At 65.5% G+C, this 24,614-nt stretch carries 17 protein-coding genes and 2 pseudogenes; 8 read left to right on the plus strand and 11 right to left on the minus strand.

Annotated elements, in window-relative coordinates:
- Positions 1-10 precede the first annotated feature (10 nt).
- Together AB0B64_RS19505 and AB0B64_RS19510 are read left to right on the plus strand one after the other, a co-directional pair.
- A complete protein-coding gene (locus AB0B64_RS19505) occupies positions 11-346 on the plus strand; it encodes a hypothetical protein (protein WP_357943615.1) in 336 nt (111 codons plus the stop codon).
- Positions 347-485: 139 nt separating this feature from the next.
- Complete coding sequence (locus AB0B64_RS19510) at positions 486-3,305, plus strand: BTAD domain-containing putative transcriptional regulator (RefSeq protein WP_358178778.1); 2,820 nt, start codon at positions 486-488, stop codon at positions 3,303-3,305.
- Positions 3,306-3,363: 58 nt separating this feature from the next.
- Here the strand turns inward: AB0B64_RS19510 and AB0B64_RS19515 are convergent, their stop codons facing one another.
- Positions 3,364-4,974 carry a thiamine pyrophosphate-dependent enzyme gene (locus AB0B64_RS19515; protein WP_358178780.1) on the minus strand — a complete coding sequence of 537 codons (1,611 nt, stop codon included), beginning with the start codon at positions 4,972-4,974 and terminating at the stop codon, positions 3,364-3,366.
- A 151-nt stretch (positions 4,975-5,125) separates the two neighbouring features.
- Between AB0B64_RS19515 and AB0B64_RS19520 the strand changes: the two genes are divergently transcribed.
- On the plus strand, positions 5,126-6,250 hold the full coding sequence (locus AB0B64_RS19520; RefSeq protein ID WP_358178782.1) for an FAD-dependent oxidoreductase: 1,125 nt from the start codon (positions 5,126-5,128) through the stop codon (positions 6,248-6,250).
- 32 nt (positions 6,251-6,282) lie between these two features.
- Here AB0B64_RS19520 and prfH read toward each other — a convergent pair whose 3' ends face one another.
- From prfH to AB0B64_RS19540, 4 genes are all read right to left on the minus strand, one after another.
- A complete protein-coding gene (gene prfH, locus AB0B64_RS19525) occupies positions 6,283-6,960 on the minus strand; it encodes a peptide chain release factor H (RefSeq protein ID WP_358178784.1) in 678 nt (225 codons plus the stop codon).
- The gene (locus AB0B64_RS19530) at positions 6,957-8,144 is read right to left on the minus strand and encodes an RNA ligase RtcB family protein (RefSeq protein ID WP_358178786.1); all 1,188 of its coding nucleotides are present in this window, start codon (positions 8,142-8,144) and stop codon (positions 6,957-6,959) included. Before AB0B64_RS19530 ends, prfH begins: the two co-directional genes overlap by 4 nt.
- Positions 8,145-8,391: 247 nt before the next feature.
- Positions 8,392-9,261 carry a LysR family transcriptional regulator gene (locus tag AB0B64_RS19535; RefSeq protein ID WP_358178788.1) on the minus strand — a complete coding sequence of 290 codons (870 nt, stop codon included), beginning with the start codon at positions 9,259-9,261 and terminating at the stop codon, positions 8,392-8,394.
- Positions 9,258-9,953: a hypothetical protein gene (locus tag AB0B64_RS19540; protein WP_357943629.1), complete on the minus strand. Its 696-nt coding sequence runs from the start codon at positions 9,951-9,953 to the stop codon at positions 9,258-9,260. Before AB0B64_RS19540 ends, AB0B64_RS19535 begins: the two co-directional genes overlap by 4 nt.
- A gap of 351 nt (positions 9,954-10,304) precedes the next feature.
- Between AB0B64_RS19540 and AB0B64_RS19545 the strand changes: the two genes are divergently transcribed.
- Together AB0B64_RS19545 and AB0B64_RS19550 are read left to right on the plus strand one after the other, a co-directional pair.
- The gene (locus AB0B64_RS19545) at positions 10,305-11,483 is read left to right on the plus strand and encodes a beta-propeller fold lactonase family protein (RefSeq protein ID WP_358178790.1); all 1,179 of its coding nucleotides are present in this window, start codon (positions 10,305-10,307) and stop codon (positions 11,481-11,483) included.
- A gap of 175 nt (positions 11,484-11,658) precedes the next feature.
- Positions 11,659-12,447, plus strand: coding sequence for a hypothetical protein (locus AB0B64_RS19550; protein ID WP_358178792.1), 789 nt, complete (start codon positions 11,659-11,661; stop codon positions 12,445-12,447).
- Positions 12,448-12,951: 504 nt separating this feature from the next.
- On the opposite strand, the gene AB0B64_RS19555 is transcribed toward AB0B64_RS19550, so the two are convergent.
- The 3 genes and pseudogenes from AB0B64_RS19555 to AB0B64_RS19565 form a co-directional block, all read right to left on the minus strand.
- Complete coding sequence (locus tag AB0B64_RS19555; RefSeq protein ID WP_358178794.1) at positions 12,952-16,362, minus strand: NACHT domain-containing protein; 3,411 nt, start codon at positions 16,360-16,362, stop codon at positions 12,952-12,954.
- Positions 16,363-17,003: 641 nt separating this feature from the next.
- Positions 17,004-17,478, minus strand: a pseudogene (locus AB0B64_RS19560) (NUDIX domain-containing protein).
- 27 nt (positions 17,479-17,505) lie between these two features.
- Entirely contained in the window at positions 17,506-17,745 is a 240-nt protein-coding gene (locus tag AB0B64_RS19565) for a winged helix-turn-helix domain-containing protein (protein WP_357943637.1), read from the minus strand.
- 140 nt (positions 17,746-17,885) lie between these two features.
- On the opposite strand from AB0B64_RS19565, the gene AB0B64_RS19570 reads away from it, so the two are divergent.
- Entirely contained in the window at positions 17,886-18,095 is a 210-nt protein-coding gene (locus AB0B64_RS19570) for a hypothetical protein (RefSeq protein ID WP_357943639.1), read from the plus strand.
- Positions 18,096-18,789: 694 nt separating this feature from the next.
- Here the strand turns inward: AB0B64_RS19570 and AB0B64_RS19575 are convergent.
- On the minus strand, positions 18,790-19,044 hold the full coding sequence (locus AB0B64_RS19575) for a hypothetical protein (protein ID WP_357943641.1): 255 nt from the start codon (positions 19,042-19,044) through the stop codon (positions 18,790-18,792).
- A gap of 179 nt (positions 19,045-19,223) precedes the next feature.
- The gene (locus AB0B64_RS19580; RefSeq protein ID WP_357943643.1) at positions 19,224-20,435 is read right to left on the minus strand and encodes a hypothetical protein; all 1,212 of its coding nucleotides are present in this window, start codon (positions 20,433-20,435) and stop codon (positions 19,224-19,226) included.
- A gap of 522 nt (positions 20,436-20,957) precedes the next feature.
- Between AB0B64_RS19580 and AB0B64_RS19585 the strand changes: the two are divergent.
- Positions 20,958-21,110: pseudogene (locus AB0B64_RS19585) on the plus strand (transposase); the annotation flags it as partial.
- A gap of 19 nt (positions 21,111-21,129) precedes the next feature.
- A complete protein-coding gene (locus AB0B64_RS19590) occupies positions 21,130-22,107 on the plus strand; it encodes an IS701 family transposase (protein WP_357943645.1) in 978 nt (325 codons plus the stop codon).
- A 126-nt stretch (positions 22,108-22,233) separates the two neighbouring features.
- On the opposite strand, the gene AB0B64_RS19595 is transcribed toward AB0B64_RS19590, so the two are convergent.
- Positions 22,234-24,483, minus strand: coding sequence for a restriction endonuclease (locus AB0B64_RS19595; protein ID WP_357943647.1), 2,250 nt, complete (start codon positions 24,481-24,483; stop codon positions 22,234-22,236).
- Positions 24,484-24,614 lie beyond the last annotated feature (131 nt).

Consider the following 24,614-nt stretch of genomic DNA (forward strand, 5'->3'; position numbering starts at 1 on the left):
GGACATCATCATGTTCAAGAACATCACCGCGGGCATCATCCTGGCGACCGCCGTGGCCGGTGGGCTGACGGCCATCGCGGCTCCGGCCTCGGCGGCGACGGCCGGCGCGGGCAACGCGGTCTGGGTCGAGCCCGGCGCCACCAAATCCTTCCTGGTCATGTGCCCTTCGTACGCCCCCACGATGCTGACCGGCACGATCAAGATCACCGCCGCCACTGGGGTGTCGGTCTCGACCAGCCTGGACACGGACTCCGACGCCTTCAGCCGCGACATGCTCACGGTGACGGCCACGAACGGCGGCGCCGTCCGCCGGTACGTCTCGGTCACGGCCACCTGCTCGAGCTGACCCTCTCCACAGCCGCACCAGGCACCCGTTCCCGCCCCTTCCTGGGCCGCAACCCTTCGGTTACTCTCGCAGGAGATCTTCATAAAGTGCGAGAGGGAGGCCGATGGGTGGGGTCGCTCCCGATATTGTGCGGTTCGGGGTGCTCGGTCCTCTCCGGGCCGAGCTGGCGGGACGGGCGGTCGGCCTGGGGGGTCTGCGGCAGCGGGCGATCCTTGCGGTCCTGCTGATCGCCGGGGGCAGGATGGTCTCCGCCGAGCGGATCACATCCCAGGTGTGGGAAGGCTCGCCGCCCTCCTCACCGACGACCCTCCACGCGTACATCTCCCAGCTGCGCCGGGCCCTGGAGCCGGAACGCCCGGCCGGCGCTCCGGCCCGGCTGCTGGTCCGTGAGGGGACGGGATACGCGCTGCGGACGGATCCATCCGCCATAGACGCCGAGCGCTTCGCCGACCTCGCCGCGGCGGGGCGGCGGGCCTTGGACGGCGGCAGACCGGGCCCCGCCGTGGAAGTGCTCACCGAGGCACTGGAGCTGTGGCGTGGTCCCGCCTACGCGGACTTCGACGGGGCCGGTTTCGCCTTCACGGAAGCGGCCCGGCTGGAGGACCTGCGTGCGGCCGCGTACGAGGACCGGCTGGCCGCCACCATCAACCTGGGCAGGCACGCCGCGGCGGTCGGCGAGCTGGAGGCCCTGGTGGCCGAGCAACCGCTGCGCGAACGCGGCTGGGAACTTCTCGTCCTCGCCCTGTACCGGTCCGGGCGGCAAGCTGATGCGATGGCGGCGCTGCGCACGGCACGGCGACGGCTCGCGGACGAGCTGGGCATCGACCCCGGACCCGCGTTATGCGACCTGGAGTCCGCGGTGCTCGCCCAGGACCCCCGGCTCGACCCGCCGCCCGCCCGCTCCGCCGGCGGCGCCGCTCCCGTCGTTCCTGACAACCGTCCGGCGACGGCGCCCGTCGGTAACCTGCCGTTCGCTTTGACCAGCCTGCTCGGACGTACGGACGACATCGCCGCCGTGGAGCGTCTGCTGACCGAGTACCGGCTGGTCACCCTCACCGGCCCGGGCGGAGTGGGCAAGACCCGCCTCGCGCTGGAGACGGCCAGAGCCCGTACCGACAGCACCGACGGGCCGTGGCTGGTCGAACTGGCCGGCCTCACCTCACCCGAGCTGCTGCCCGCCACGATCGGGACCGCCGTCGGCATCCCCGGGGCATCCTCGGCCGAAGACCTGTCGGCCGTGCTCGCCGGACGGCGACTGCTGCTGGTCCTCGACAACTGCGAACACCTTCTGGACGCGGTCACCACCCTGACCGGTGTGCTGCTGAGCCGCTGCGGCGGCCTGCGGGTACTGGCCACCAGCCGCGAAGCGCTGGGCGTCGAGGGCGAGGCGGTCTATGAGGTACGGCCGCTCGACCCTGACGGCGATGGCGCCGAACTCTTCCGGGAACGGGCTGCCGCGCTGTCCACATGGTCCCCCGACATGGACGACCTCGACCGGATCCCCGGGCTCTGCGCCGGCCTCGACGGCATTCCGCTCGCCATCGAACTGGCCGCCGCGCAATGCCGGATGCTCTCCATCGGCCAGATCGCCGACGCCTTGGAAAACCGTTTCGGCATCCTGGTCGGCGGCCCTGTCGACCTGCCCGCCCGGCATCGTGCGCTGGAGTCCACGATCGCCTGGAGCCACCGGCTGCTCGAACCCGAGGAACGGCGGCTCTTCCACCGGCTGAGCGTGTTCGCCGCCGGGTTCGACCTCGATGCCGCGGGCGTGGTGGGAGGCCAGACTCCCGTGCTGCCTCCCTTGTCGGCCCTGGTCCGCAAGTCGCTGGTCGGTGTCGAGCCCGGGACCGCTCCACGCCGCTACCGGCTGCTGGAGACGCTGCGTCAGTACGCGCTGCGCGAACTCGACCTTGACGACCTCGCGCGGACCCAGCAACGGCACCGCGCCTGGGTCCTGGCCCAGGCGGAGAGCGCCGAGCGTGGGCTCCACGGCCCTCAGGCGGCCGTGCTGCTGGGCCGGCTGACCCGGGAGCAGCCGGAGTTCCGCGCCGCCTTCGCCTCCGCGCTGGCCGCCGGTGATGGCGACTACGCGCTGCGATTGGGCGGAGCCCTGTACTGGTTCTGGTACCGCATGGGCCACATCGCCGAAGGCCTGTCCTGGATGTCGAAGGCTTTCGCCGCGGCGCCGCACGCCGAGCCGGCGGTCCGGGGGAGGGCCCGGCTCGCCGTCAGCGGGCTCAGCTACCTGGCCGGGAATCCGGCGCAGGCGTACGAGTCCGTCGTGCTGGCGGAGCAGGAGGCACGGGAGGCCGGTGACCTGGTGGTCGAGGCTTCCGCGCGGGTCTACCAGTCGCACTTCGGCGTATTCGCCGGAATGCCCGTTGACGCTCCGGCGCTCGCCCGCAGCGCGGTCGAACTCGCCCGGCGGGCCGGCGAGGACTGGCTGGTGGCCGAGGCGCTGATGGTTCAGGGCACGCTCGCCCGCGTTCTAGGAGATCTTCCGACCGCTGCCGCGATCCTGGCCGAAGCCATCACGACCGCTGACTCCTGCGGCCACGACTGGGCGGCCGGCTCCGCCGCGTGGGCCGCCATGAAGACCGCGTGCGATCGTGGCGACGGCCGGCGCGCCCTGGAGATCGCCGCCGGCATCCTGAACGCGCTCGACCGTCACCAGGACGTCACCTCCAGGCTCGTGCTCATCCACACCGCCGCCCACGCCCTCGTACTGACCGGCCAGGCTGAGCAGGCAGCCGTGCTGATGGGCGGCGTGGAGGCGGTCGGCCGCCGGGTGGGCTTCTCCCCCGAGCTGATGGACCCGAGGGATGGCCCCCGCGAGGCCGCCGCCGTACGCGAAGCCCTCCCGCAGGACGAGTACGAACGCCTGACGGCACGGGGACGCGAACTGTCCCTGGCGGAACTGACCACCCTCCTGGTGAGCCTGCTCGCGATCCGCTCATAGGTGGGCCGGCGGCATATCCAGCCGCCGCGGGACTGAGAGCTGAGAGCCACCCCGCGGGTCAGGGCAACTGCGCCGGCAGGCCGCGCGGGTTGACCTTCGCGATGATCAGCGCCGGGGCCCTGGATGTCTTCACGGTGGCGAGCGCCTGGTCGAGCTCCGCCGCAGTGTCGACGGAGTGGGTGGACCGGACGCCGAGGCCGTTGGCCAGCTTGACGAAGTCCCATTGGTTGAGCAGGACGTAGGGCTTCGGCGGCACGCTGGGATCGCTGAAGTAGTGCGCGTCGATGAGGTACTGCTCCAGGCCATAGATGCCGTTGTCGATGACCACGACGACGGGGTTGCGGCCGTAGCGCGCGAACGTGGACAGTGCCTGGGCGGTCATGTGGAAGCCGCCGTCCCCGCAGATGACCAGAGGGCGCCGGCTCGACCCGAAGGACGCGCCGACCGCGGCGGCCACGGAATGGCCGATGGAGGCCCACACAGCGCCGCACAGGAACCCGTCGCGGCCCTTGACCGGCAGGTTCGCGGCTGAGGCGCCGCCGAGGAAGGTGTCGGGGATCACGAGCCATGAGGTGTCCAGGGCGGCGCCGATGCGGTCGAACACCTGGCCATAGGTCAGCGGGCCCGAGGCGGCGGGCAGGGCCGGGTCAACGGCCACGGGCAGGGGCTCTGGCGCCTCCTTGGCCGCCTCGGCCACGAGTGCGCTCACCAGGGCGGTGATCTCCGCGTTCTGCTTGCTCCCGTTTTTGATCTTCACCTTGCCGTCGTAGGCGATGACGATGCGGTTGGTGCCGTCGCGGACGAACGAGGCGTAGCTGCTGGGGAAGACGCAGCCGAGCATCACGATGAGGTCGGCCTCCTGGACGGCGGCGGGCTGGGAGTTCGGCGGGGCGAAGACCCCGGCCCAGCCGTCTTCCTGTTCGGAAAGCACCGACTTGGCCGGCACCTGGGTCACCCACAAGACACCGAGCTTGGCGATCAGCTCGGCCACCTTGTCGGCCAGCCCGTAGCGCTGGATCTCGGTGCCCACCATGAGCACCGGCTTCGCGGCGGCGCGGACGAGGCCGACGATCGTGGTGGCGAGCTGCTGCTCGGTGCCCGCCGCCGGGTTGGTGACGGACAGTGTCCCGGCGGGGGGCGTACAGGGCGCCGTCCAGATGGTCCGGTCGATCTCGATGTAGACGGGCCGCTTCCTCCTGATCGCCGTCGAGATCGCGTGGTCGACCAGCGCGGGCACGTCGGTGGCCCGCTCGGCGCGGGCCGCACTCGCGGTGACCAGCCGATAGGCGTTGAGGTCCCCGTCCGGCTGGCCGGTCGAGTGTGAGAACAGGACGTCGAAGTCCTTCAGGTTGGCCAGGTTGGCGGCGTTCGGGCCGCCGTTCAGGACGACGACCGGACTGCGCTCGACGTACGCGCCGGCGATGGCGTTGATCATGCTGAGCATGCCGACACCGTTGGCCACCGCGACGGCGCCGAGCCCCCTCGTACGCGCGTAGCCGTCGGCCGCGTAACCCGCTTCGAGGTCGGTGGCGGTCACGACCGGCTTGATGTTGTGCGCGCCTACGGCGTCGAACAGCGGCGCACAGTACGTTGCGGGCACGCCGAACAGAGTGTCGACCTGCTGCTGGCTAAGCCGCTTGAGGATGTAGTCGGCAACGGTGAAGGGCACGATGACGCTCCTGGAAACGCCCGCCGTACGGCAGCTCAGTCGGATGGGGACAGGCGCGGATCGTCCGGCCGCTTGGGATGCTTACCCAGAGTAGTGGAGCGAACACGCGGGTAGGCATACCGCGCAGGGCAGTACTCATCGGAGGTCGGAAATGCTGCTGGACGAGCGTGGTGTGAGCACACTCCCTAACCTGCCCACCCCGGATTTCACCTTCGATCCTCATCAACCGGGCGCGTGCGTCGCAGGTCTGAGGCCCTACCGCAAAGGGTCCTACCGGCTCGACAAGGAGGTGCTGGGAGACAAGTTCGTCGTCCACAACTATGGCCATGGCGGCGGAGGCATCACGTTGAGCTGGGGCTGTGCCGCCAAGGTGCGCGACATGGTGCTCCGGCGCCAGACCGAGACCGGGACGGTCGAAAGGGAGGTCGCGGTGCTCGGCGCCGGCGTCATGGGGATGACCGCCGCCACGCTGCTGCTCGACCTCGGCCTCAACGTCACCATCTACTCCGACCGCAAGCCGGTCGACACCACGTCGTACAAGGCCGGCGGCCAATGGGCCGTGTCCATCTTGGAGTATTCCAAGGAATTCACGAAGGTCCAGGAGCTCCAATACATCATCAGAACCGCCTACACGATGTTCAAGGCCTGCATCGGCAAGGACTTCGGCGTCTCCGAGTGTGACAACTACAGCGTCAACGCCACCTCAGGTATCGAGGTGGTGCACGACCTCGTGCCAGGGCTGTTGCCGCAGCGCGAATACCTGCAGCGTCTGCCGTTCGAGGGGCACAACACATCCGGATACAGGTACCGGACGTTGCTCGTCGAACCGCCCATCTTCATACCCAGGCTGGAACGCGACCTGAGGGCGCGCGGCGTCACGTTCGTGAATCGGAGATTCATCAACAGCGCGGACGTGCTCACGTCCTTGACGCAGAAGGTGATCATCAACTGCACCGGGCTCGGCGCGAAGGAGCTGTGGAACGACTCCGAAATGCTCTCACTTAGAGGACAGCTCGCGATGTTGCGGCCGCAGGTCAACCTTGAATACCTGTATGGCCAGAACGGGTACCTGTTCCCGCGCAACGACCACGTCGTCATCGGGGGCACCGTCGAGGATACCGATGAAGAGGTGTTCGATCCGGAGAGGTGCAGGGGACTGGTGCGGTATATGGCTGGAGCGTTCGGCCAGCTACCGGCGGTGCCGATGCCGGACTTCCACATCCACCACCCGCGCAACGAGCGCCTGGTCGATCCGAGGTTGTCGATCTCCACCTGACCCAGAGCGGTGGACGTGGTCGGGGTGGACTGTCACCGTCGCCGGCGTGTCCGCACCTGCGGGATCAGGTCCTGCTTCGACGGTTCCGGGCGTTCGACGCGGGTGGGGTCGCCGCGTACGAGCTCATCGTGGATACGCCACCGGGCGGCGGTGACGGCGCGCTCCGCCGCCTCGTCGCCATGCTCTAGGCGCTCCCGCAGCAGCCGCATGGCGATCCGGCGATTGAGACTGAACTGCCGCTCGGTGTCGACCACGACGACGATCCCCGTGGGCCGGTGGGTCGCTCGTACGGCCGTGCTGGCCTTGTTGCGATGTTGACCGCCGGGGCCGCCGGTGCGGCAGGCGACGATGTCGACGTCTTCTTCCGCGAACGTCGTGCGCGGGGCGTCGACCTGGCACGGTTGGGAGATGACGTACCAGTTCTTCCGGCCGGTGTTGACCCGGTAGGGGCTGGGCGCCTGCCAGCACAGAGTTCCGGTCCATGAGGCGGCGAACGCCTCGGCGTCGTCTCCTGCGATCCGGATGAGGACCGATCGGTAGGTGCCGGGCCGGTCACCGGGAGCGATATGGGCCCGGTGAGTCTCCAGATTCTGCTGGGTGGCGTCGGCTTCCAGGCGGTGCAGCAGCTGGGCCAGTGCCCAGGCACACTCTTGCGGGCCGCGCCCGGCCGACAGGAGCAGGTGGACGCTCTCGGCCGGGTGGACGCTCACGGCCGCCCCCGCTTGCGGCGCTGGTCCCGGTGGTCCCTCCGGGACGCCGGCCCGAGATCAGGCGTCTTGTAGGTGACCAGCGGGATCGTGGTGGCCACGGGCGTGGCCAGGTCGTGCTCGACGAGGTCGGCGATCACCTGCTCGATGCGCTTGTACGCTGTCGGCGCCTCCTCGAAGAGCAACTGGCGGTCGCCGCACACCACCAGAGATCCCATCGGTGTGCGGCGCAGTTCTTCGACCGTGTGCTTGGCCCGCCCGCGCCGCAGGGCGTCGGCACGGGACATCTTGCGACCCGCGCCGTGCGCCACGGAATGGCCGGCGTCCGGCCCGGCGTGGGCGGCCACAAGATAGGAAGGGGTGCCGCGCGTACCGGCGATGAGCACGTCGCGGCCGTCACCCGGCGCCGCTCCCTTGCGGTGCAGGTAGATCCCGTCGCGGATTTCGACCAGGTTGTGGCACTGGTCGATGATCGGCTCGGTGGGCTCGGTCCTCAGGGCATGGGCGACCCGGGCGGCCAGCAGCCGCCGGTTGAGTGATCCCCAGCGTACGGCGTCGTCATGCATTGCCAGGTAGGCATCGGGATCAGGGGCGGGGCCCGCGCCGTGGACCTCGGTGTGAGCGCGCAGGATCCGTTCGCCCAGCCCTCGGGAACCGCTGTGGACGATGAGGACCAGGTCATCGGTGGCGAGTCCGAGTCGGCTCGCGTGGTCCGGCTCGAAGACGGTCCCGATTCGCGCCAGCTCGACGAAGTGGTTACCTCGGCCGACCGTCCCGAGACCCTCGACGTGACCGGCGGGAATATCACCCTTTACAACGGCCCAGGCCGGGTCGTCGACATCCCGCTCAGGGTCGAGCGCGCGATCGAGGTCGGGGAACCGGGCGGCGAGCTTCTCGGGTACGGTGCGCTTGAGCTTGACGGGGAACACGGCGATGCCACAACCGATGTCGGAGCCCACCAGGAACGGGTACAGGATGGTCGACGCCATGGCGGCGCCGATGGGGGCGCCCTTGCCGGGGTGCAGGTCTGGCATGGCGGCGACGTGCATCATGCCGTCGAGGGCGGCCACCTGATGGCATTGCGCGACGGCATCGGACTCGATCCAGCTGGTGGGGGAGGCGAACACGGTGACGCTGGCCGACCCCGTGGCCGGGGTGGACGGCAGCTGGGAGTGTTGCTGAGACAAAGACGCTCTCTTCGCTGAACAGGGGGATGGGCGGGCGGCATCACGGCGCGAGCCGGCGCCGTGGCATCTCGGATTAGTGGGGTGCTGTCCGTCAGAGCCTCATGGACACCACATTCCCCTGAGCCCGCCAAGCGGGGCAAACGGTTTTCGGCCGTACGGGCTCACGTGTCTGCACGCACCCTTTGGAAGACGATGTCGCTGAGGAGTGGAAGCGCTGGGGGCTTGCGGTAGAGAGCGCCAGCGTGCTTCAGACCGTTTCGAGCGCATGGTCGAGGAGTGCGGTGGCCGCAGGGAGCGGGTCGGCCGGGAAGGCCAGCAGGATAGTGCGCACGGAGGCCGGTTCGAGAGGGATGGTGTGAACGCCAGGGTGGTGAGCGGGTAGGGAGAGCTCGGGCAGGATGCTCACGCCGAGCCCTTCGGCGACCATGGCGAGGATGCTGTTGGTGTCGCGGACTCGATAGTGGCAGCGCAGGCTCGTGCCTGCTTCCCGCGCGAGCGCCGTGATAAGCGGCTCGCATCCGCCCGTCGACATGATGAACGGCTGCCGGGCCAGGTCCGCGACCGGCACGCTGTGGCGTACGGCCAGGTCGTGGCCGCTGGGTAGGGCGGCCAGCATCTGGTCGGTGACCAGCGGGCGCATGACCAGATCGGGCACGCTGGCGGAGACGGCCCCGGCCGTCAGGGTGCCGATGTCGGCGGCCCCGGTCTGCAGCCAGTCGAGTACCTCCCCGTCCGACCCCTCGATCACGGTGAGCCGCACGTGCGGATGCGCTTCGCCGAACGTCCGCAGGATCTGCGGCAGCAGGCGGGCGTTGGCACTGGGGATGGCGCCGACGCGCAGGCTGCCGCGACCGTCCCCGCGCGCCGCGGCCGCCTCCTGCTCCAGGGCTTCGAGCTGGGTGAGGATGAGCGCGGCGCGGCGGCAGACAGCCCGCCCGGCCGCGGTCAGGCTCACCCCGTGGCCGCCCCTGCTGAGGAGGGCCAGCCCAAGCTCCCTCTCCAGGCCCCGCACGGCGTGGCTGACCGCAGACTGCGTGGTGCTCAGCTCCTCGGCCGCGCGGGTCATGTTGCCCGTACGCGCGACCGCCTGGAGGATCCTGAGCTGCGTGAACGTCATAGCGCCGCGCGCAGCAGTCCCACGACCAGCGGGTGCGGGCGCCCGGGCCACGAGCTCGTCTGCGGCACGAACAGTGTGGCCAGATAGTACGGGTGGCCGGAAATCTCCAGCACCCGGGCCTCGCCGGTGTCGTCCACGCCCGTCACCCGTAGTCCGCCCACGTGCAGGGCGCTCTGGTAAGCGGGATTGAGGCCGAAGTTGCAGTAGTACTGCTCCTTGGCCTCCTCGCGCCCGTACACGTCGGCCACCAGGGAGCCGGGCGTGAGCGTGACGGGCATGGTCCGGCCGGCGAGCGAGCAGGCCAACTCGGTGACGAACAGGCTGGAGGCGTAGGGGTCGTACTCGGCGTGCTGCGCGTCCTCGAACCCGAGCACGTGGCGGGCGTACTCGAGAATGATGTGCTGGCATCCGCCGCACGTCCCCAGGGTGGGGACGCCGTGCTCGCGGCCGTGCCGGAGCGCGGCCAGTGCGCCGCGCAGGCTGCGGTACGGGCTCCCAGGAGCGCACCACAGCACGTCCGCGGCGCGGACGGCGGACAGGTCCGCTTCGAGCGGCTCGGTGGCCAGCCAGCGGACCTCGATCTCGATCCCGAGGTGGTCGGCGGCGTGGCGCAGCGCATCGTCGGTAGCCACGTGCGGGGTGTATGTCTTGTCGTAGTCGCCGATGACCGCGACCTGCAAGGAAGGCGTCATGCGCCCACTATGCGGGGACGGCGGCATGAGCTCCAATACCTGATTGCGCAGACGTCATGAGCTCACGCTCATGACGTCGTCGGTCTCAATGTCCATATGGAAACGGGGCGCGTCGTGGACCGACTGCACGACCACGAGCGGGCCAGGCTCGGGCAAGGCGCTGTGCCAGGTAGAGGCAAGACCGCCGGCGCCGGTTGTCACCGAGCGCGTTTCTCGCCACGTTCCGCCGAACCGTCGGCCGCTACCTCTGTAGGGACGGCGGAACGAGCCCATGGAACGGCATGGCACCCCGGTGGAACGCCTATGAGGGTGTCGGCAAATCAGGTTCAAGGAGTGATGAAGGAGACGTTCGTGTCATCCGTATTCAGGAGAGCGCGTGCTGCCGTCCTGGCCGCCGCACTGCTCTGCGTCCCTGCTCTCGCGCCGTCCCCGGCCGCTGCGGACCCGGTGTTGCCACCCTCCGGCGGCGTGCTCTACGTCACCAACGCGGTCTCCGGTGATGTCTCGTCCCTGGCGATCGGCCCGGGGGGCACCCTGTCGCCACTGGGCACGCCCGTGTCCACCGGCGGTTGCACCCTGGAGGGCACAGGCCCCGGCTGCACCCCGCGGGGCATAGCCCTCACCCCGAATGGGGCCACCGCGTACGTCGTCAACAGCGACTCGAGCACGCTGGCGGTGTTCCGAGTGGGAGTGCGGGGCGCGCTCCAGCCGCATCCGCTGCTCGTCGAGACCGGGAAGGAGCCGTGGGGGGCGACGGTCGCGCCCAACGGCCGCACCCTGTACGTCACTGACACCGCCGACCGGACCATTTCGGCGTACCGCATCGGAGCCGATGGCACGCCCAGCCGGTTCGCCGTATTCCGCACCACCTCGGACCACCCGAAGCAGACGGTGCTGTCCCCCGACGGGCGCTTCCTCTACCTCTCGTACGCGGACGCGGACGAGACCGAAGACAGCCCGGCGCGGCCCATCACCAGATATGCCGTGCTGCCGGACGGCTCGCTCGGACCCCCGCAGGACGTGGCGAAGGCCGGGCCGGCCAACTACGGGATCACGATGAGCCCGGACGGCGGCCTGTTGTACGTGACCTCGAACGTCGCGCAGAACGTGCAGGGGTTCCGGGTCGGTAAGGATGGCTCGCTGAAACCCGTGCCCGGGTTGCCGGTCTCCGTGCCGTTCCCGGTCGGTCTCAAGGTCACGCCCGATGGGCAGCACCTGTACGTCAGCGCCAACCTCGACACCGGCTCGCCCCCCGGCGGCCTGCTCGGCTTCACGATCCACGCGGACGGCTCGCTCACGCCGACCGCCGACTCGCCCGCCCCCACTGCCGGCACCGCGGCGGTCGCGATCACACCGGACGGCCGGGACGTCTTCGCCAACATCCAGGACACGAGCCAGGTGGTCGCGTTCGCGATCGGATCCGGCGGCACGCTGAAGCAGGCTCCCGGATCGCCGTTCAGCACCGGTGGGAAGCGCCCGCTGAGCCAGTCGCTCGCCGTACGCCCGGTTCCCGCAGCCACCCCGCAGTAGGGATCGGCACGACCGTGATGCGCGGATCGCCGCTACCGGCGATCTGCGCATCACGCGGTCGGCACCCACCAGTACCAGCTCCTACCGCATGGCTCAGACCCGCGCCCAGAATCACCTTGATCATTACAGCTCACTATGGGCCCACGACCTGATCATCCGGCTAGCATGGCGTGCCATGGCGATCACTGAGGAGTTGGTCACGAGGCTGCGGGCCGCGGCGACTGCGGGGGATCCGGACGCCGCTCGCGAGCTAGGCCGCCTGCTGTGCATGCTCAGGACCGACTCTCTGGAAGACGCCATGGACGGGGAGTGCCTCGCTACTTGGCCGGAGGAGCCGTGGCTCCGCGCCGCCTTGCGCGCCCGCCCCGACGATCGGCTCGCCGCCGTCATGCTCGCCGGGCGGCTCGTCCAGCAGATCGCGTACTGGCAGATCGATGATGACCACGCGATCGCGCAGGGCGAGGACGACCACACCCTCGCTCGCAGGCGGGACGAAGCACACGCCCTCTACGCGCGAGTGCTGGAAGCGGATCCCGGCAATCCCGCCGCGCGCGCTGGAGTCGCCACTCTGGACGCCTTGGCCGATGACACCGGCCGCATCGACGTACTGGAGAAGGAACCTCCCTTCTCGTACTACGAACTCCATCTGGAGGCGGGGTCAGGCTCGTTCCTCCATACCGAGTCCGTTGTCACCACTCATCCGGACGAGGTCCGCTGGGCCTGCTCATGGCTCATGGCTCCGGTGGTGGCGGAGGTGGAGGAACCTCCCTTCGGCGTAGACCTTTGCCTCTTCACCTATTCGGACGGGCGGTTCGCCGGCTCGATCAACCTCGGCGAGCATTTCACCGCCGACGGCCTGCTCGACTGGGACGTGGTCGAGATACCGCCGCTCACCGGCGAGCCGCTCCCCGTGGGCCACCCGGTGGGGACGAGCCACTACGGCTACTCCTGCGACTGGGGATGAGTCCGATCCTGCCTTTCAACTGCGGGACTAAACCAATCAGCGGTGGGATGGGTCGGCCGAGGAGCTGTCGCGGTCGAAGACGACGAGGGACTGCATGGTCTGAACGATCGGCTCAGCTACACCATGGAGACCAATAAATCCCTGAGTAGCCTGGGAAAACACCCCCAAGATCATCCCGTATATGTCCCGTGATCATGGTCCTACGGCTGATGCGGGTGCGACCTACCAGGGCCAGGCAAGCCAGAAACCTGTGGCCGAGAAACCACAGGTCAACGCACGAAAAGCCTAGTGGAGAAGAATGGCAAGTGGACCCGCACCGCAGGGCCGCCAAGGCCCGAGGAGCGGACGCCACGCGGCAGAGCCCTTACGCCAGCGGTCACAGTCGCGCGCGCTTAAGCTGGCGGATCGTCACATGTCAGGCCGCACATAGATCAACACCGATTGAGCACACAGACAGGAAGTGGGACGTGAGACTGGATATTCTTCTCCTCGAACGAATGTCGCTCACGAGCTTGTATTGGGTTTAACCCACCCAATCAGCTGTTCAAGCCGTCGAATTTCGACCTCATCGTGAGCCGCTGTCAAAGCATCTTTAAGGATCTTGTAAACAATATTTGCCGCATTCACACTCAGAAGCCTTTCGGCTGCCCGCCAACGTATATCAAGACCGCGGGAATAATCCGCGCAAACCTTGCACCAGAGCTCGATTGCTCCTTTGACCTGTCCAACCTCCTCAAAGAGATCCGCTAGCTCCATCCGTTCATCGCCGGAAAGGGAACACACGGCCTCCGTGAGAGCGATAACTTCCGGAAGAGCATCACCTCCCGCGGCCGAAATCCATGATCGTATGGCAACCTTGAGCTCCTCAAGGGTACGTCCGGCATCATACATGGCCAACCGACAGAGTTTGACAACTGCATCTACCTGCCGATGTTTCGCAAGAATAGGTGTCAACTCGGCCGAGAGGGGAGCGCAACCCGCGGGCCGCAAACGCAGCATGTCCATTATATGATCCAGCGCTTCGCCTCCATTTTCCTCCAACAGAATATCTGCTGCCTCGATGAATGATTCCCTTGGGCTGCCTGGATCACTAATTATCCTAGAGGCAAACATAGAGGCGGCCTGGCCGAGTCCCTGATCTACCAAATGGCGCATTGCCCAATGGAGCTCAAAAGGTCCATGATCAGCTTCACGCAACCAGGAGATTATCTCATCTGTTGCAGACGCGCCATATACCGAGACCAACACTCTTATCGGATCCAAAAACTCGACCCCGCCATGACTGCTAGGATTTTGGAGAATCGCTCGAGCGAGGTTTACTGCATCGTCAGAGTATCCAAGCTCAAGGAGCTGACGGGCAATAAGTGGCCGAACATCGGAGTTCCAGCAAGAATGAGTACTGGCTATTTTTACGATGGTTGTGGCCCCAGCTGCGCCACATGACTCAACCCAGGATTGCACAACGCTTTGAATACCCTCCTCATCAGTGCCAGTCAGAAGAACTTCCCGTGCGTGAGGTTCAGCGAGTTCGCGCGATCCGAGTCGGAAGTAGATATTTGCGATTCCAGCATGCGCCCACTCATTGCTGTGCTGCCGTTTCTTGATCGCTGCATCGATGGCATCGAGCGCTGATGATCCTTCTACAAATTCCCAAACCTCGGCTGCAAATTCCAAGAGATCTCCATTTTGGTCAGGGCCGCTGAGAACTGCACTAGCAAGATCTGCGACTCCTGTAGTCCTCCCCAGGTCTGCCAATTCTGAGCATGCCCAGACCTTGCGCCAGGTGCCACCGAGAACAAGCAATCGCTCCAGCAGTTGAATCCTGACTCCTGTTGCTGAGGCATCCAGTTCAGAAAGATGGGTGATTAGATTGGCCAATCCATCGGGATCTTCCATATCAGTGAGCTCATACAGGAGATCTAGGCTGCCAGAGACATTGCTAACCCGAGCATAGGCCGCAGCGGCAACAACTCGAATAGACGGATTGAGTTCCCGAGTCCGTGCAAGTGTGCTCAGACGCCTTGCGAGTCTTTCATTGCCTCGGAGTTCGCTCAATTCGTCAAACAGCGCGCGTTCATCACTGGAGCGAAGGTGGTTCGTCTCTACGATGGAGCCCAGCAGGCGATCGATAGCAGCATCCTCTAGTTCCAGGCCAAGAGGAACGCCTGCAGTAACCAGCCGCAGCGCCATTATCTTGTGCTGAAGATCTTGAGCGAGCAAGAGCCTTACTATTGTGGCAATCTTATTGTTCGATTTTCGCGCCCAATGCGCTAATGCGAAGAAGGCAAAGTTTCTCGTGGCCTCACTTCTAATGCGCCCAGTCCATTCGGCTAGATCAGAAAACTCGGATGGAAGCGCAGCTGCAGCAGCCCTCGCAGCGATAAATTCCGCAAATGAACGATGAAGAAATGAGAGCTTACCATCGAAGATCAGAATGCTAGTTGCACCTAGCAGGCGACCCAGATCATCTTCAATTCCCTCGGGCATCCTTAGCTCCGCGGGAAGATGTGCACGCGTCCAATTGGAGGCAGCGGCAAGCAGCGATTCCTTGCCTAGAAGTTTAAGTTCGCTCTCCGCCAGGTGGAGTATTAATGACTCCTGATTGGCAAATATCCACTCCGCGATATCCGCGCATCCGACTTCTTCCCATCTCTCCCGTATCCGTGATCGAAGATCTGAGCGGTGACCACGCACTGCCGAGAGTTCGTCCAAAAATCGTTCATAAAGATCGATACGACCCCTTGGTAGCGACTTTGTTGGATGTCTCGAAAAGAATGTTGCAGCTATTGTGGCAAGGAGGGGGACTCGCATTAGTTCGCTCAATCCGGCAACTCGGGCCTGCTGAAGAAATGCCTGTGCAAGGCCATCTGTCTCGGGCGCACCCTGAGCAGCGAACCACCGTTCAGCGAAAGTCTGTTGTTGTTCTTCATCGAATCCACGCAGAGCGTAGAAACCGATCGCGCGCCCTTGAAAGGGGCTCAACTCGTCTTGGGGAAGCGGCCGCGAAGTGATGATGAGGCGGTACGGCGTCCCATGTTCGATGCGCATTGAAAGGACATTTAACACTCTTGCCCGGTCTCTGGGTGAGGGTATCTCGTCCAAGCCATCGACCACGACAAGCCAGCGAACCCCGTAGGTTGTTTGGGCGAATATCTGCGGCTCGAATGGCACCGTCAAGGCGCTTGCGTACGAGGCATTCGCCAATACCTGCCCCCAACTGCCTGTCAGGACTTCAGCGGCAGTAATACTGATAGCAATGACCGGCTCGGGACACCACGGCGTTTCCTCAAACGGACCCTCTATCCAAGTCCGTGCGATCTGGCGAACCAACAGTCTGGCTAGCGTTGTTTTTCCGGTGCCTGGACCACCTGTGATAAACAAGTGATCGTGCTTCGCAAGTGCATAAGGGAATGGAATATCCCGTTGATTGTACTTTGGTGGGCGTTCGACTTGAGTCGATGTTTCGTGTATTTCAGCCAAAGGTATGGGATGGACTCCCTGCTCAACATAGACGTCGGCAAGTGGGGGGCGATTGACGTCTAGAAGGTCATAGGGGAAGCGATCAACTGCATCCCCTTGGCTGAGGAAGAACTCTCTTAGTCGCGCGTCGAGGGGTGGGAGATCCTGCCAGGTTGCGATATGCAACTTTTCGGATGTTGGCTTTAGATCCATCGCTCTCTTCGCCCTCGTCCACATTGGCTCAGCCACCTCCGCCGTTTGACCAAGTGCACGTGCCATGAGGCAGGTCAGCTTCCAGTCGAGGAGGCGCTCACCCCGGAGGAACTCGTAGACCGGATTCACCTGAATCGGCAGGCCCTGTCTTTGTACGGACAGGATGAATGACCGGACTGAGTGGTTCTTGGCGCGGAGGAGCTGCTTGAACCAACTGGTGAGCTCGCCGAGCTCGGGATGCACCTCACGCTGACTCTGCTGTGGTCTCCCTCCAGGCACCGAGCCTCCCTCAGAGACGAGTTTCTCAGGCGTTTCCTCAGCCTAGAAGGAAACTGATGCCGACGAACATCATTGCCTCAATCCGTTACGCCGAACCAAGGAGCAACCGATGCGAAGTATCGAGACCCTAGCCCTCAGTCCGGAAGGTATGTTGTTGATCGGCACCGTCTATGCGTTTGCCAGGCAACTGCTCCGCTATCTGACCACAGTTCGAAGGGACGATGGTCACACGCGCAGAGTGGAGGCGGCGATACGCGACACCAGGTCCGAGCATCGCGTGGCGGTGGTGCGAGCATGCATGGTGCTCCGGGGCATGGGCCAGGACGACTCTGCCCCGAAGGGATAGCTAGCGCGGCTTGGGTTACCCCTGGGCCATCGCGTGGGCGGCGCTCGCCGCGACCGGCCGAAGAGCCGCAGCGCGGTGAGCGACCGCCCGACGCGGCGGGCCGTCGGGGGCGGACCGCCTTGAAGCCGTAGAGAAAGTTCTCATCCATTCGACCTTGATAGTCTCTGACCTGGTCTTTTGTGACGATGCAGTCCGGACTCAGTATCGGATGATGCTTGCTTGACGTTGGCGCTCGGAGTGGGTGTGGTGGCCTTGTACTTCAGCCGATGTACGGTTCGTCCCCGTTGAGGTAGTGGTTCGATCCGCAGGCGCATTGACCGGTCCATGCGGTACCGCGCTGCTTCGCCTCTCGGCACCCATCGGACCTCGCGTGACTCCTGGCTGGGTGTCGGTTCGCCATTGATGGCTCGGGCCGTCAGGACGATGGAGAACTCTTGCCGAACCTTGCCATCACGCGTGTAGAGGATGACGTGCTTGGGATCGCTGTACGTACCGACGAATCCTGTGATCTCGCAGCTGACTCCGGTCTTTTCCAGCGTTTCCCTGATGGCAGAGGCTGGGATCGACTCGCCGAGGTCGATGGCTCTGCCGGGTAGAGCCCAGCTGCCGTTGTCGGGGCGGCTAATCAACAGGACGTCGCCGGAGACATTGGTGACCACGACGTTGACCGAGGGCGCGAGGCTGTTTGCGCCTGGTGCGTGGGGGCCGTCGTAGAAGTCGCTCCTGCCGGCCACGAGCGCGGGCTTGGCCCTGGTAGGAGCTCAGGAGTCCGTGGAGTCGGTGGGGCTGACGAAGCTGCCGAGGTTGGGCACGGTGTAGAGCAGGCCTTCTTGGCGGAGTTGGTGGATGGCTTTGCGGATGGTCTCGCGGGCTACGCCGAACTCCTGGACGAGCCGGACCTCGGACACCAGGTGCTTGGTCGGGTATTCGCCGCTGGTGATGCGCGTGCGGAGCACATCGGCGATCTGCTGCCAGCGGGGCCGGTCTGGCTCGAAGTCCATCACGTATCTAAGGGTAGAAAGGGGGCTCCACCCCCCTTCACTCGCCTCTCGGGATCTATTGAGACCCATCGCCGTCCCCTTGGATCTAATGGGATCCCTAGGGGTAGACAGGCTCGCGGTCGCGCTTCTAGCCTGAAGCCATGTCGACGCCCACCTATGACCTCGACGCGCTTCGCGTCACGTTCCCTGACTGGTCGTTCTTCCGCAGCGACGCGGGCGTGTTCTACGCGACCAGGCGTGGGGTGGGGCTGCGTAACGCGGAGATTGACGCGGGCCTCCAGCAGACAGTGAGCGCCGATGATATGGCGACGTTCGTAGCGCTGCTGCAAGAGCAGCGGGCCCGGGGGTGATGTCGTGGCGGCCTCGAAACTCGTGACGGCCTATCACGCCTGCACACTGCTGCTCCGCAAACGGAGGCTGAGCCGGTTGAGTGGGAGCAGAGCCAGCCACGTGCCTCGCGAGTGCGGATCCGGGAGCACACCTGTATCTGTCGGCGTCCTGTCTTCGAGCTGTGTACCGCGGGCGGGTTGTGGTTCGTCCGGCGGATCTCTGGTGGACGAACCTCAGAGATCGTCGAAAGTACGTGGATGACCGCCAAGGCCGCCCAAGACCTGTGGTTGCGGATCTTGATTGGTCAGGCGGTATGACTCGGTGCCGGCACTTGCCAGGCAAAGAAACCGCTGGCAATGCGCCGTGCCGCCTCCTCGGGTGTCGTCTGGTCGGTGCGGATGCGCAGCGGGAGATGTCGCCGTCGTGGGCCTGGAGGTCGGACAGCGTTTCGTCCCAGGCTCGCAGGCGTTCGCCCGTGTTGTGGTCGCCTCGTTGGTGGGACCGTTGTTCGCAGATCTCGCGAGGTATCCACAGCAGGGTGACCCACCACGGGTGGGATTCCATGAGGCGCCGGATGTCGGGGACGTTGCCTATGTGAACGATGGGCACCTGTCCGGCCTGGCTCAGTTCCTCGACCCTGTGGGGGTCGTCGGCATAGGTGTTGCGGTAGCGGTGGGTCTCGACCAGCAGCGGCGTCCTGCGCGGGAGCCTGCTCTATCCGCTGAACCTTTCTCGGAAGCGTTCCGTGACCCGCTCCGCTTCGGCCTCGCTGAGCTCGACCAATTCGACGCTGGATTCGCCTCGTCGCCAGTCCCCGATGACGCTGCTGTCATGCCATTGCAGGTCTCGCCGGAAGGTCTCCTCGACGATCCCTCCATCCGGGAGGATACGTCGCCTCGCTAGCCCGCCTGGGTTTTCCCGTGAGTCGCCCGAAAGCAACAACCCGTAGTACGTGACCTGCTCTTCCACGGTCAGTTCTCCTTGTTCACGTGGGGGATGTCGCGGACTCCTTGCGGCTCTGGCACGGCCTCGAAGATCTGTGCCTCGTACTTCTCCAAGCGTGCCTTGTCCTGAGCTGGCAAGTTGTTCTTGTACTCATATATCTCGTGGGTAACCTCCTTGGCCCAGAGGCTCGACGGCGTATGCATCTACACCTCGAACAGCTGCCCATCAGGCCCGCGCCACCGTGTGTTGATGCCCTTGTACTTCGATGAGTCACTCCAGGACGGCTTCTGCACGACCAGCTCGAACCCTTTCCCCTCCAACGCCGCCTTGGCGTTCGCGACACCCTTGACGTAGCGATCGTCGGTGAAGGTAAACGTGTAGCGGATCCCATCGTGCATGCCCGTACGGATGAGTTCCTCGGCGGTGCGGTCGGGGAAGTCCGCCATCAGCTTGGCCAGCTTCTCCTTGAAGCGGTCGGGGCCTTTGAGGACGTGGTCCGGGAAACCGGCCATGTCCGCGCGGCCGTCTTGCGCCGCTGCCCGAACGCCCTGCGATATTTGTGGCTCGACAGCTCGCACTCGAGTCAGAGCTTGGTCCGCTGTGACGTTGTCCGCAGGTCCAAGGTCGAGTCCCTTCCACTGCCAGGTACCGTCCGGCGTGATGCGCGCGGGAGCGACCTGTGGCCCGGCCTTCGCTTTGGCCAGCTTGAGCAGGTCTGCGATCTTGTCAAGTGCCCGTGTGGCCTTGCTCGCCCCGGAGGCCGCGCTGCTGCCGCCCGCGGTTGCGGCGGCGATCAGGATGTCTGGGGTGAGGCGGCCGAACGCGCGGTCGGGGTTGCTGATCCAGGTGTCCCAGTCCGTGATGGCCTTAAGAAGCTCGGCAGGGTGTTTCACCCCGTAGATGAGCCCCGTGGCGCCGTCTTGGAGCTGCCGGTCCCAGCCATCGCGGTCGACGAGCTTACGCACTTCGGAGGTTTCCCACACCATGCCCGCCAGGCCGGCCGTACCTTCCCAGGCGCCCTTGGCCATCTCGGCTGCGGGGTTGCCCGAGTTCTGGTCCAAGTCGAAGGCAGATTGCACCTGTTGGCCGAGCCGGTCCCAGAAGTCGCCGACCGTCGGGAGCGGCTTGCCGGGTGCGAATAGTTCGGAGTTGAGGAACACCGGCGCGCCGGGCTGTACCGCCGGGTCGTGCGCCACGAGACGTTCCAGCAGCACCACGCGCTGGTGAATGTCCGGGATATGCTGCCCGGCCCAACCGGCGATCCTCCGGATGGTGTCGGCATGAGTCGTGGCAAGACCCGCGTCATGTAGCAGGCCCCATAACTCGTTCCCGGCGGAGTCCAGTGTGGACTCCGCCTTGCGTAACTCGTCCTGCAAGGCTCGAACCCCGTCGGGGACCATGCCATCGATGTCCACCGGCTACCTCGGTGTCCGGGCGAGTAGGGCACGTAGGTCGTCGACAGCCGACGTACAGGCACTGATCAGGACCTGCCTTTGTGCAGCCAGCTCGGCGCCGAAACGGTCGGCCGCCGGCCCTGTCCAGACGCGCTGGCCCATCAAGCCCACCGCACGGTCCAGACCACCTCTGATCTGGCCGGTCAGCTCCTCCGCCCGTTGTAACGCCTGCTCTATCTGTTGCCTGGTCATCGGCGTACTTCCCGTAGACGTGCGAGTGCGACTGCTCTGGCCGGCAGCTGGAAGGCTTCGATCGACGCTGGGTAGGCGTAGATCTCATTCTGCGTTGCCATCATCCGCGGATCCTCTGGCTATTAAGGTCAGTTATCCCTGAGGTCAACGTGACGATAGGAGGACAGGAGGAACCCGTCTAGGAGAACTGGTGAACGGGCATAGAGCTCATCAATGGGGCGAGCTAGAAGTACTTTGTTAGGTCCTTTTGGCGTAGAGGCTTCGAGGCGATGCGGGTAGTTTCATGCTGCGGTGACCCTTGACGAGCTTCAAGGTCTGCTGCTCGACGGACGGCGCAAATCGATGCAGCCGATGGCGGGCCGCCTGGGGATGGACCACCAAGGGATGCAGCAGTTCGTGACGTCCTCGACCTGGGACATGCGCGCGGTGCGGGCCAGGCTGGCCCGGCGGGCGGTGGAGGGCGGTGCGGCCAGCGGCGTGGGTGATCGACGATACCGGCTTCCCCAAGGAAGGGAAGGGCTCGCCGTGCGTGGCGCGGCAGTACTCCGGCACGCTCGGCAAGGTGGCCAACTGCCAGATCGGGGTCAGCGTGCACGCCGTCACCGACACCGCCTCCTGCCCGCTGGATTGGGCCCTGTTCGTGCCGCCGTCGTGGGACGAGCAGGCCGCCGAGGCCGAGTTGCGCGCGCATGTGTCGGCGCGGCGCGACCGGTGCGGCATCCCGGACGGGGAGCGTCATCGCTCGAAGTGGAAGATGGCCGTGGAGATGCTCGATGTGCTCGCTGAGCAGGGGTTACGGCCGCCACTGCTGGTCGCCGATGCCGGCTACGGCGACAGCAGCCCGTTACGCGGTGCGCTGGACGAGCGCGGCATCGGCTATGTCGTGCAGGTCAAAGGTGATGCCCTGGCCCATTTGCCGGACGCGCGGCCGGTGCCGCGGACCTGGTCCAGGCGGGGCCGGTCACCGAGACGGACCGAGCCCCGCTATCTCGCCACCGCCATCAGCCTGGCCGCGCACATCCAGGCCGTCGGCCCCGCCGCCGCGGTCCCGATCACGTGGCGCGAAGGCTCCAAAGGGGCGATGACGTCGGCGTTCGTCTTCCTGCGGGTACGTCCGGCCGGGCACCGCATCACCCGCCAGGCGGACGGCACCCTGCCGGAAAGGTGGCTGATCGCGCAATGGCCTGCAGGTGAGCCTGAGCCGGTCAGGTACTGGCTGTCCAGCCTGCCCGCCACCACCGGCCTGGCCGACCTGGTCCGCTACGCCAAGATCCGATGGCGGATCGAACACGACTACCGCGAGCTGAAGACCGGCCTCGGCCTGGACCACTTCGAAGGCCGCTCCTGGACCGGCTGGCACCGCCACGTCACCCTCGTCACCGCCGCACACCTGTTCTTGACCACGCTGCGAGGCGACCCAAAAGCGGCTGCGCCGGTCTGACCCTCTACAAGGTCGTCCACGAGCTGCAGTTGCTGCTCGCCACCTGGACCGGCGCATGCCCGACCTGCCATCAACGATTACAACCGCTACACCGCAATCGTCACCTGCAGACCTAACAAAGCACTACTAGGCGCTGTCGGCCAGCTTGTTCATCAGCGCCTCCACATCGGTCCAGCCCCAATGAGTGTCCGGCGTTCGGCGGCGCCCGGCATCTGCGTGTGCGTAGCCTCGGCCTTTGGCTGTCCGTTCGTCGCATCGGGCCAGCATCCGCTCGACCTTTGCGAACTCGTCGTGCAGCTCGTTCTCCGCGCCGTGATCGGAGAGAAAGCTCAGGAGCTCAGTAATCCAGCCGCTCTGGTATGGCTTGGTCTCGTCGCGGGTGCACAGCTCTTGCAGGGTGCTCAGCCCTACGTCAACCAGTCGCTCGATCACGCCGGCAACTGCTGAGGCAGTGAGAAGACTCTCCGCGAGTTGGAACGTCTCGTACGCTCGAGGCCAGTGCTCGCCTTCGAGCAATTCCTCGATCTCGAACAGGAGCACCTCAGCCGTCGCCTCCGCGAACGCCTCGAAATAGGCCTCGGGAATCATGGGGCTCCCCCGCATGTCGCGCGCCAGATTGACGAGATGTGAGGGCCACGATGAGTGGAGCTGATTGTCTGCCCGCTTCATCATGTAATCGGCAAGCGGAGGATACTCGAGGTCTTCGGCCGTTTCGAGGATCCAGCTGAGGTGCTGCGCCATGCTGTAGTCCTCGTCTGAGGGCGAGTCGTATACGGTCTCCATCGTGGTGGTTATGGCGTCGGCGACGGCGCCTGGGCAGGCCTTGAGCCGGTTGAGCAGCGCTTCGGCGTCGTGGCCAGTGGCGACGCTCATGATCTGGATGATCTGGGTGGCGTCCCCGATGCTCGCCAGGAGTTCCGGCAGGCGTGCGCGGCCCAGGTTCATGTGATGGCGCAGGTAGTCGGCGACGGACGGATTGTGAAAGGCGACTTGGTGCTCATCGATGGCGACCATTGTCCCGGCCAGCACCTTCAACGCCCGGCGGAAGAGCCGTCCCTCGTCGGGAAACTCCAGTGCGCGCCGGTACCACATCCAGCACTCTTCCAGTGAGGACAGCTCTGCCTGGCGCTCGAAAGTGAACAGCACCTCCAGAATGTGCACGGCTTCGGCGCTAAGCTCGTTCTCGATAATGTGCTCCCAGATGCGGCGGGGGTCTTCGAGGTTGGCCAGGATGGCGGCCGCAATGTCGTGACCTGCGTACTTGCGCAGCGCGAGGGTGCGATCGATGATCCGCGGATTGAAATGGCGATGCTGGATGATCGGCATCCATACCTGGGGGGCTGCGAAGCGGCGCTTCTCCGCGGCCGGTATAGCGGCGTAGTAGACGTGGTGGTAGAGGATCAGTGCGCGGACGTCGGGTGTCAGGTTGTCGAGGTGCACCACGCTCGTGATGCCGGTGATCTCCTCCTCCGCGAGCCTGCCGTGACGCTGCCGGGCATGCTCCAGGATGTAATCGCGGGTGGTCATGATGAACGCCTTGTCATGCCTGCTTTCGATCTCGCGGAGCAGCGACAAGAGCCGGTTGTCCTCGTTCTTGTTGAAGCTGGGCTCCAGCGTCGTCTGACCGAGGAAGTCGTCATAGAGGAAGAGTTGCGGGACGTCGTCCCGCCATACCTGGTCGATCTCGCCGACATCTTGTGAGATCTCGTAGACCTCGTAGCCGTCCGCGATGAGACCGGCTGCGAGCATGCAGGCGACCGTGGTCTTGCCGACGCCTGGCAGTCCTGTGATGATGCAGGCGTTTCGCTGGTCGAGGGTGCGTCGGGCCTGCTCGAAGCCTTGGTGAGGGACGAAAGTCTCGGCTACGTGGGAGAGCCGCGCCCGCAGCCGCGAGGACCGCACGAACGTGTCTTGGTGGAGCAGCGTCTGCATGACGGCGGTGCTGCTCAGCCAGAGCCGGAAATGCCGCTGCACGATCTCGGGCCTGAGCCGTAACTCCTCGACGATCTGATCGGGCCCGTAGATGTCGCCGGTGGTGCGGACGAACGGAGCCAGTTTCTCCTGTATGGCGTCCTTGCCGTACGTGTTCACGGGGACACTGGTCGCCACGACATAACGGGACGGCTTCAGTATCCGGACCTTGGGCAGTTCCTCCTTCTCCAGCTGGCGGATGAGCTTGGCCTGGGTGCTGCTCGGCCAGTGCTTGCACTGGACCACCACGGTACGGCCATCGGCCGTCGTGTGACGCAGGTCGATGCCTTGGTCGATCCCTCGGGGAAAGATCTCCAAGGGAACGCCGAGTATCTGCGTGAACAGGTCGCGGCATACCGTCTCGAAATCGTGGTCGGTCAGCCGCCCGAGGTCGAAGGAGTCCACTCGTCACCCATCGCTCAAGATCGAACCGTTCGCTGTAAGGCTACTGCGGCGTGGCGGAGTCGCTCAGTCGAAACGTACCCCCGTAGGGGCGGGGCGTCATTCTGTGTAGGGGAGCGTGGTCCTGAGCGGAG

The sequence above is a fragment of the Nonomuraea sp. NPDC049129 genome (assembly GCF_040648495.1).
Classification (GTDB): domain Bacteria; phylum Actinomycetota; class Actinomycetes; order Streptosporangiales; family Streptosporangiaceae; genus Nonomuraea.

Bases quoted from the DNA above. Each gene is read 5' to 3' on its own strand.
- AB0B64_RS19505 (WP_357943615.1), top strand. From the start codon at position 11: ATGTTCAAGAACATCACCGCGGGCATCATCCTGGCGACCGCCGTGGCC.
- AB0B64_RS19520 (WP_358178782.1), top strand. From the start codon at position 5,126: ATGCTGCTGGACGAGCGTGGTGTGAGCACACTCCCTAACCTGCCCACC.
- AB0B64_RS19535 (WP_358178788.1), bottom strand. From the start codon at position 9,261: ATGACGTTCACGCAGCTCAGGATCCTCCAGGCGGTCGCGCGTACGGGC.
- AB0B64_RS19540 (WP_357943629.1), bottom strand. From the start codon at position 9,953: ATGACGCCTTCCTTGCAGGTCGCGGTCATCGGCGACTACGACAAGACA.
- AB0B64_RS19550 (WP_358178792.1), top strand. From the start codon at position 11,659: ATGGCGATCACTGAGGAGTTGGTCACGAGGCTGCGGGCCGCGGCGACT.
- AB0B64_RS19565 (WP_357943637.1), bottom strand. From the start codon at position 17,745: ATGGACTTCGAGCCAGACCGGCCCCGCTGGCAGCAGATCGCCGATGTG.
- AB0B64_RS19570 (WP_357943639.1), top strand. From the start codon at position 17,886: ATGTCGACGCCCACCTATGACCTCGACGCGCTTCGCGTCACGTTCCCT.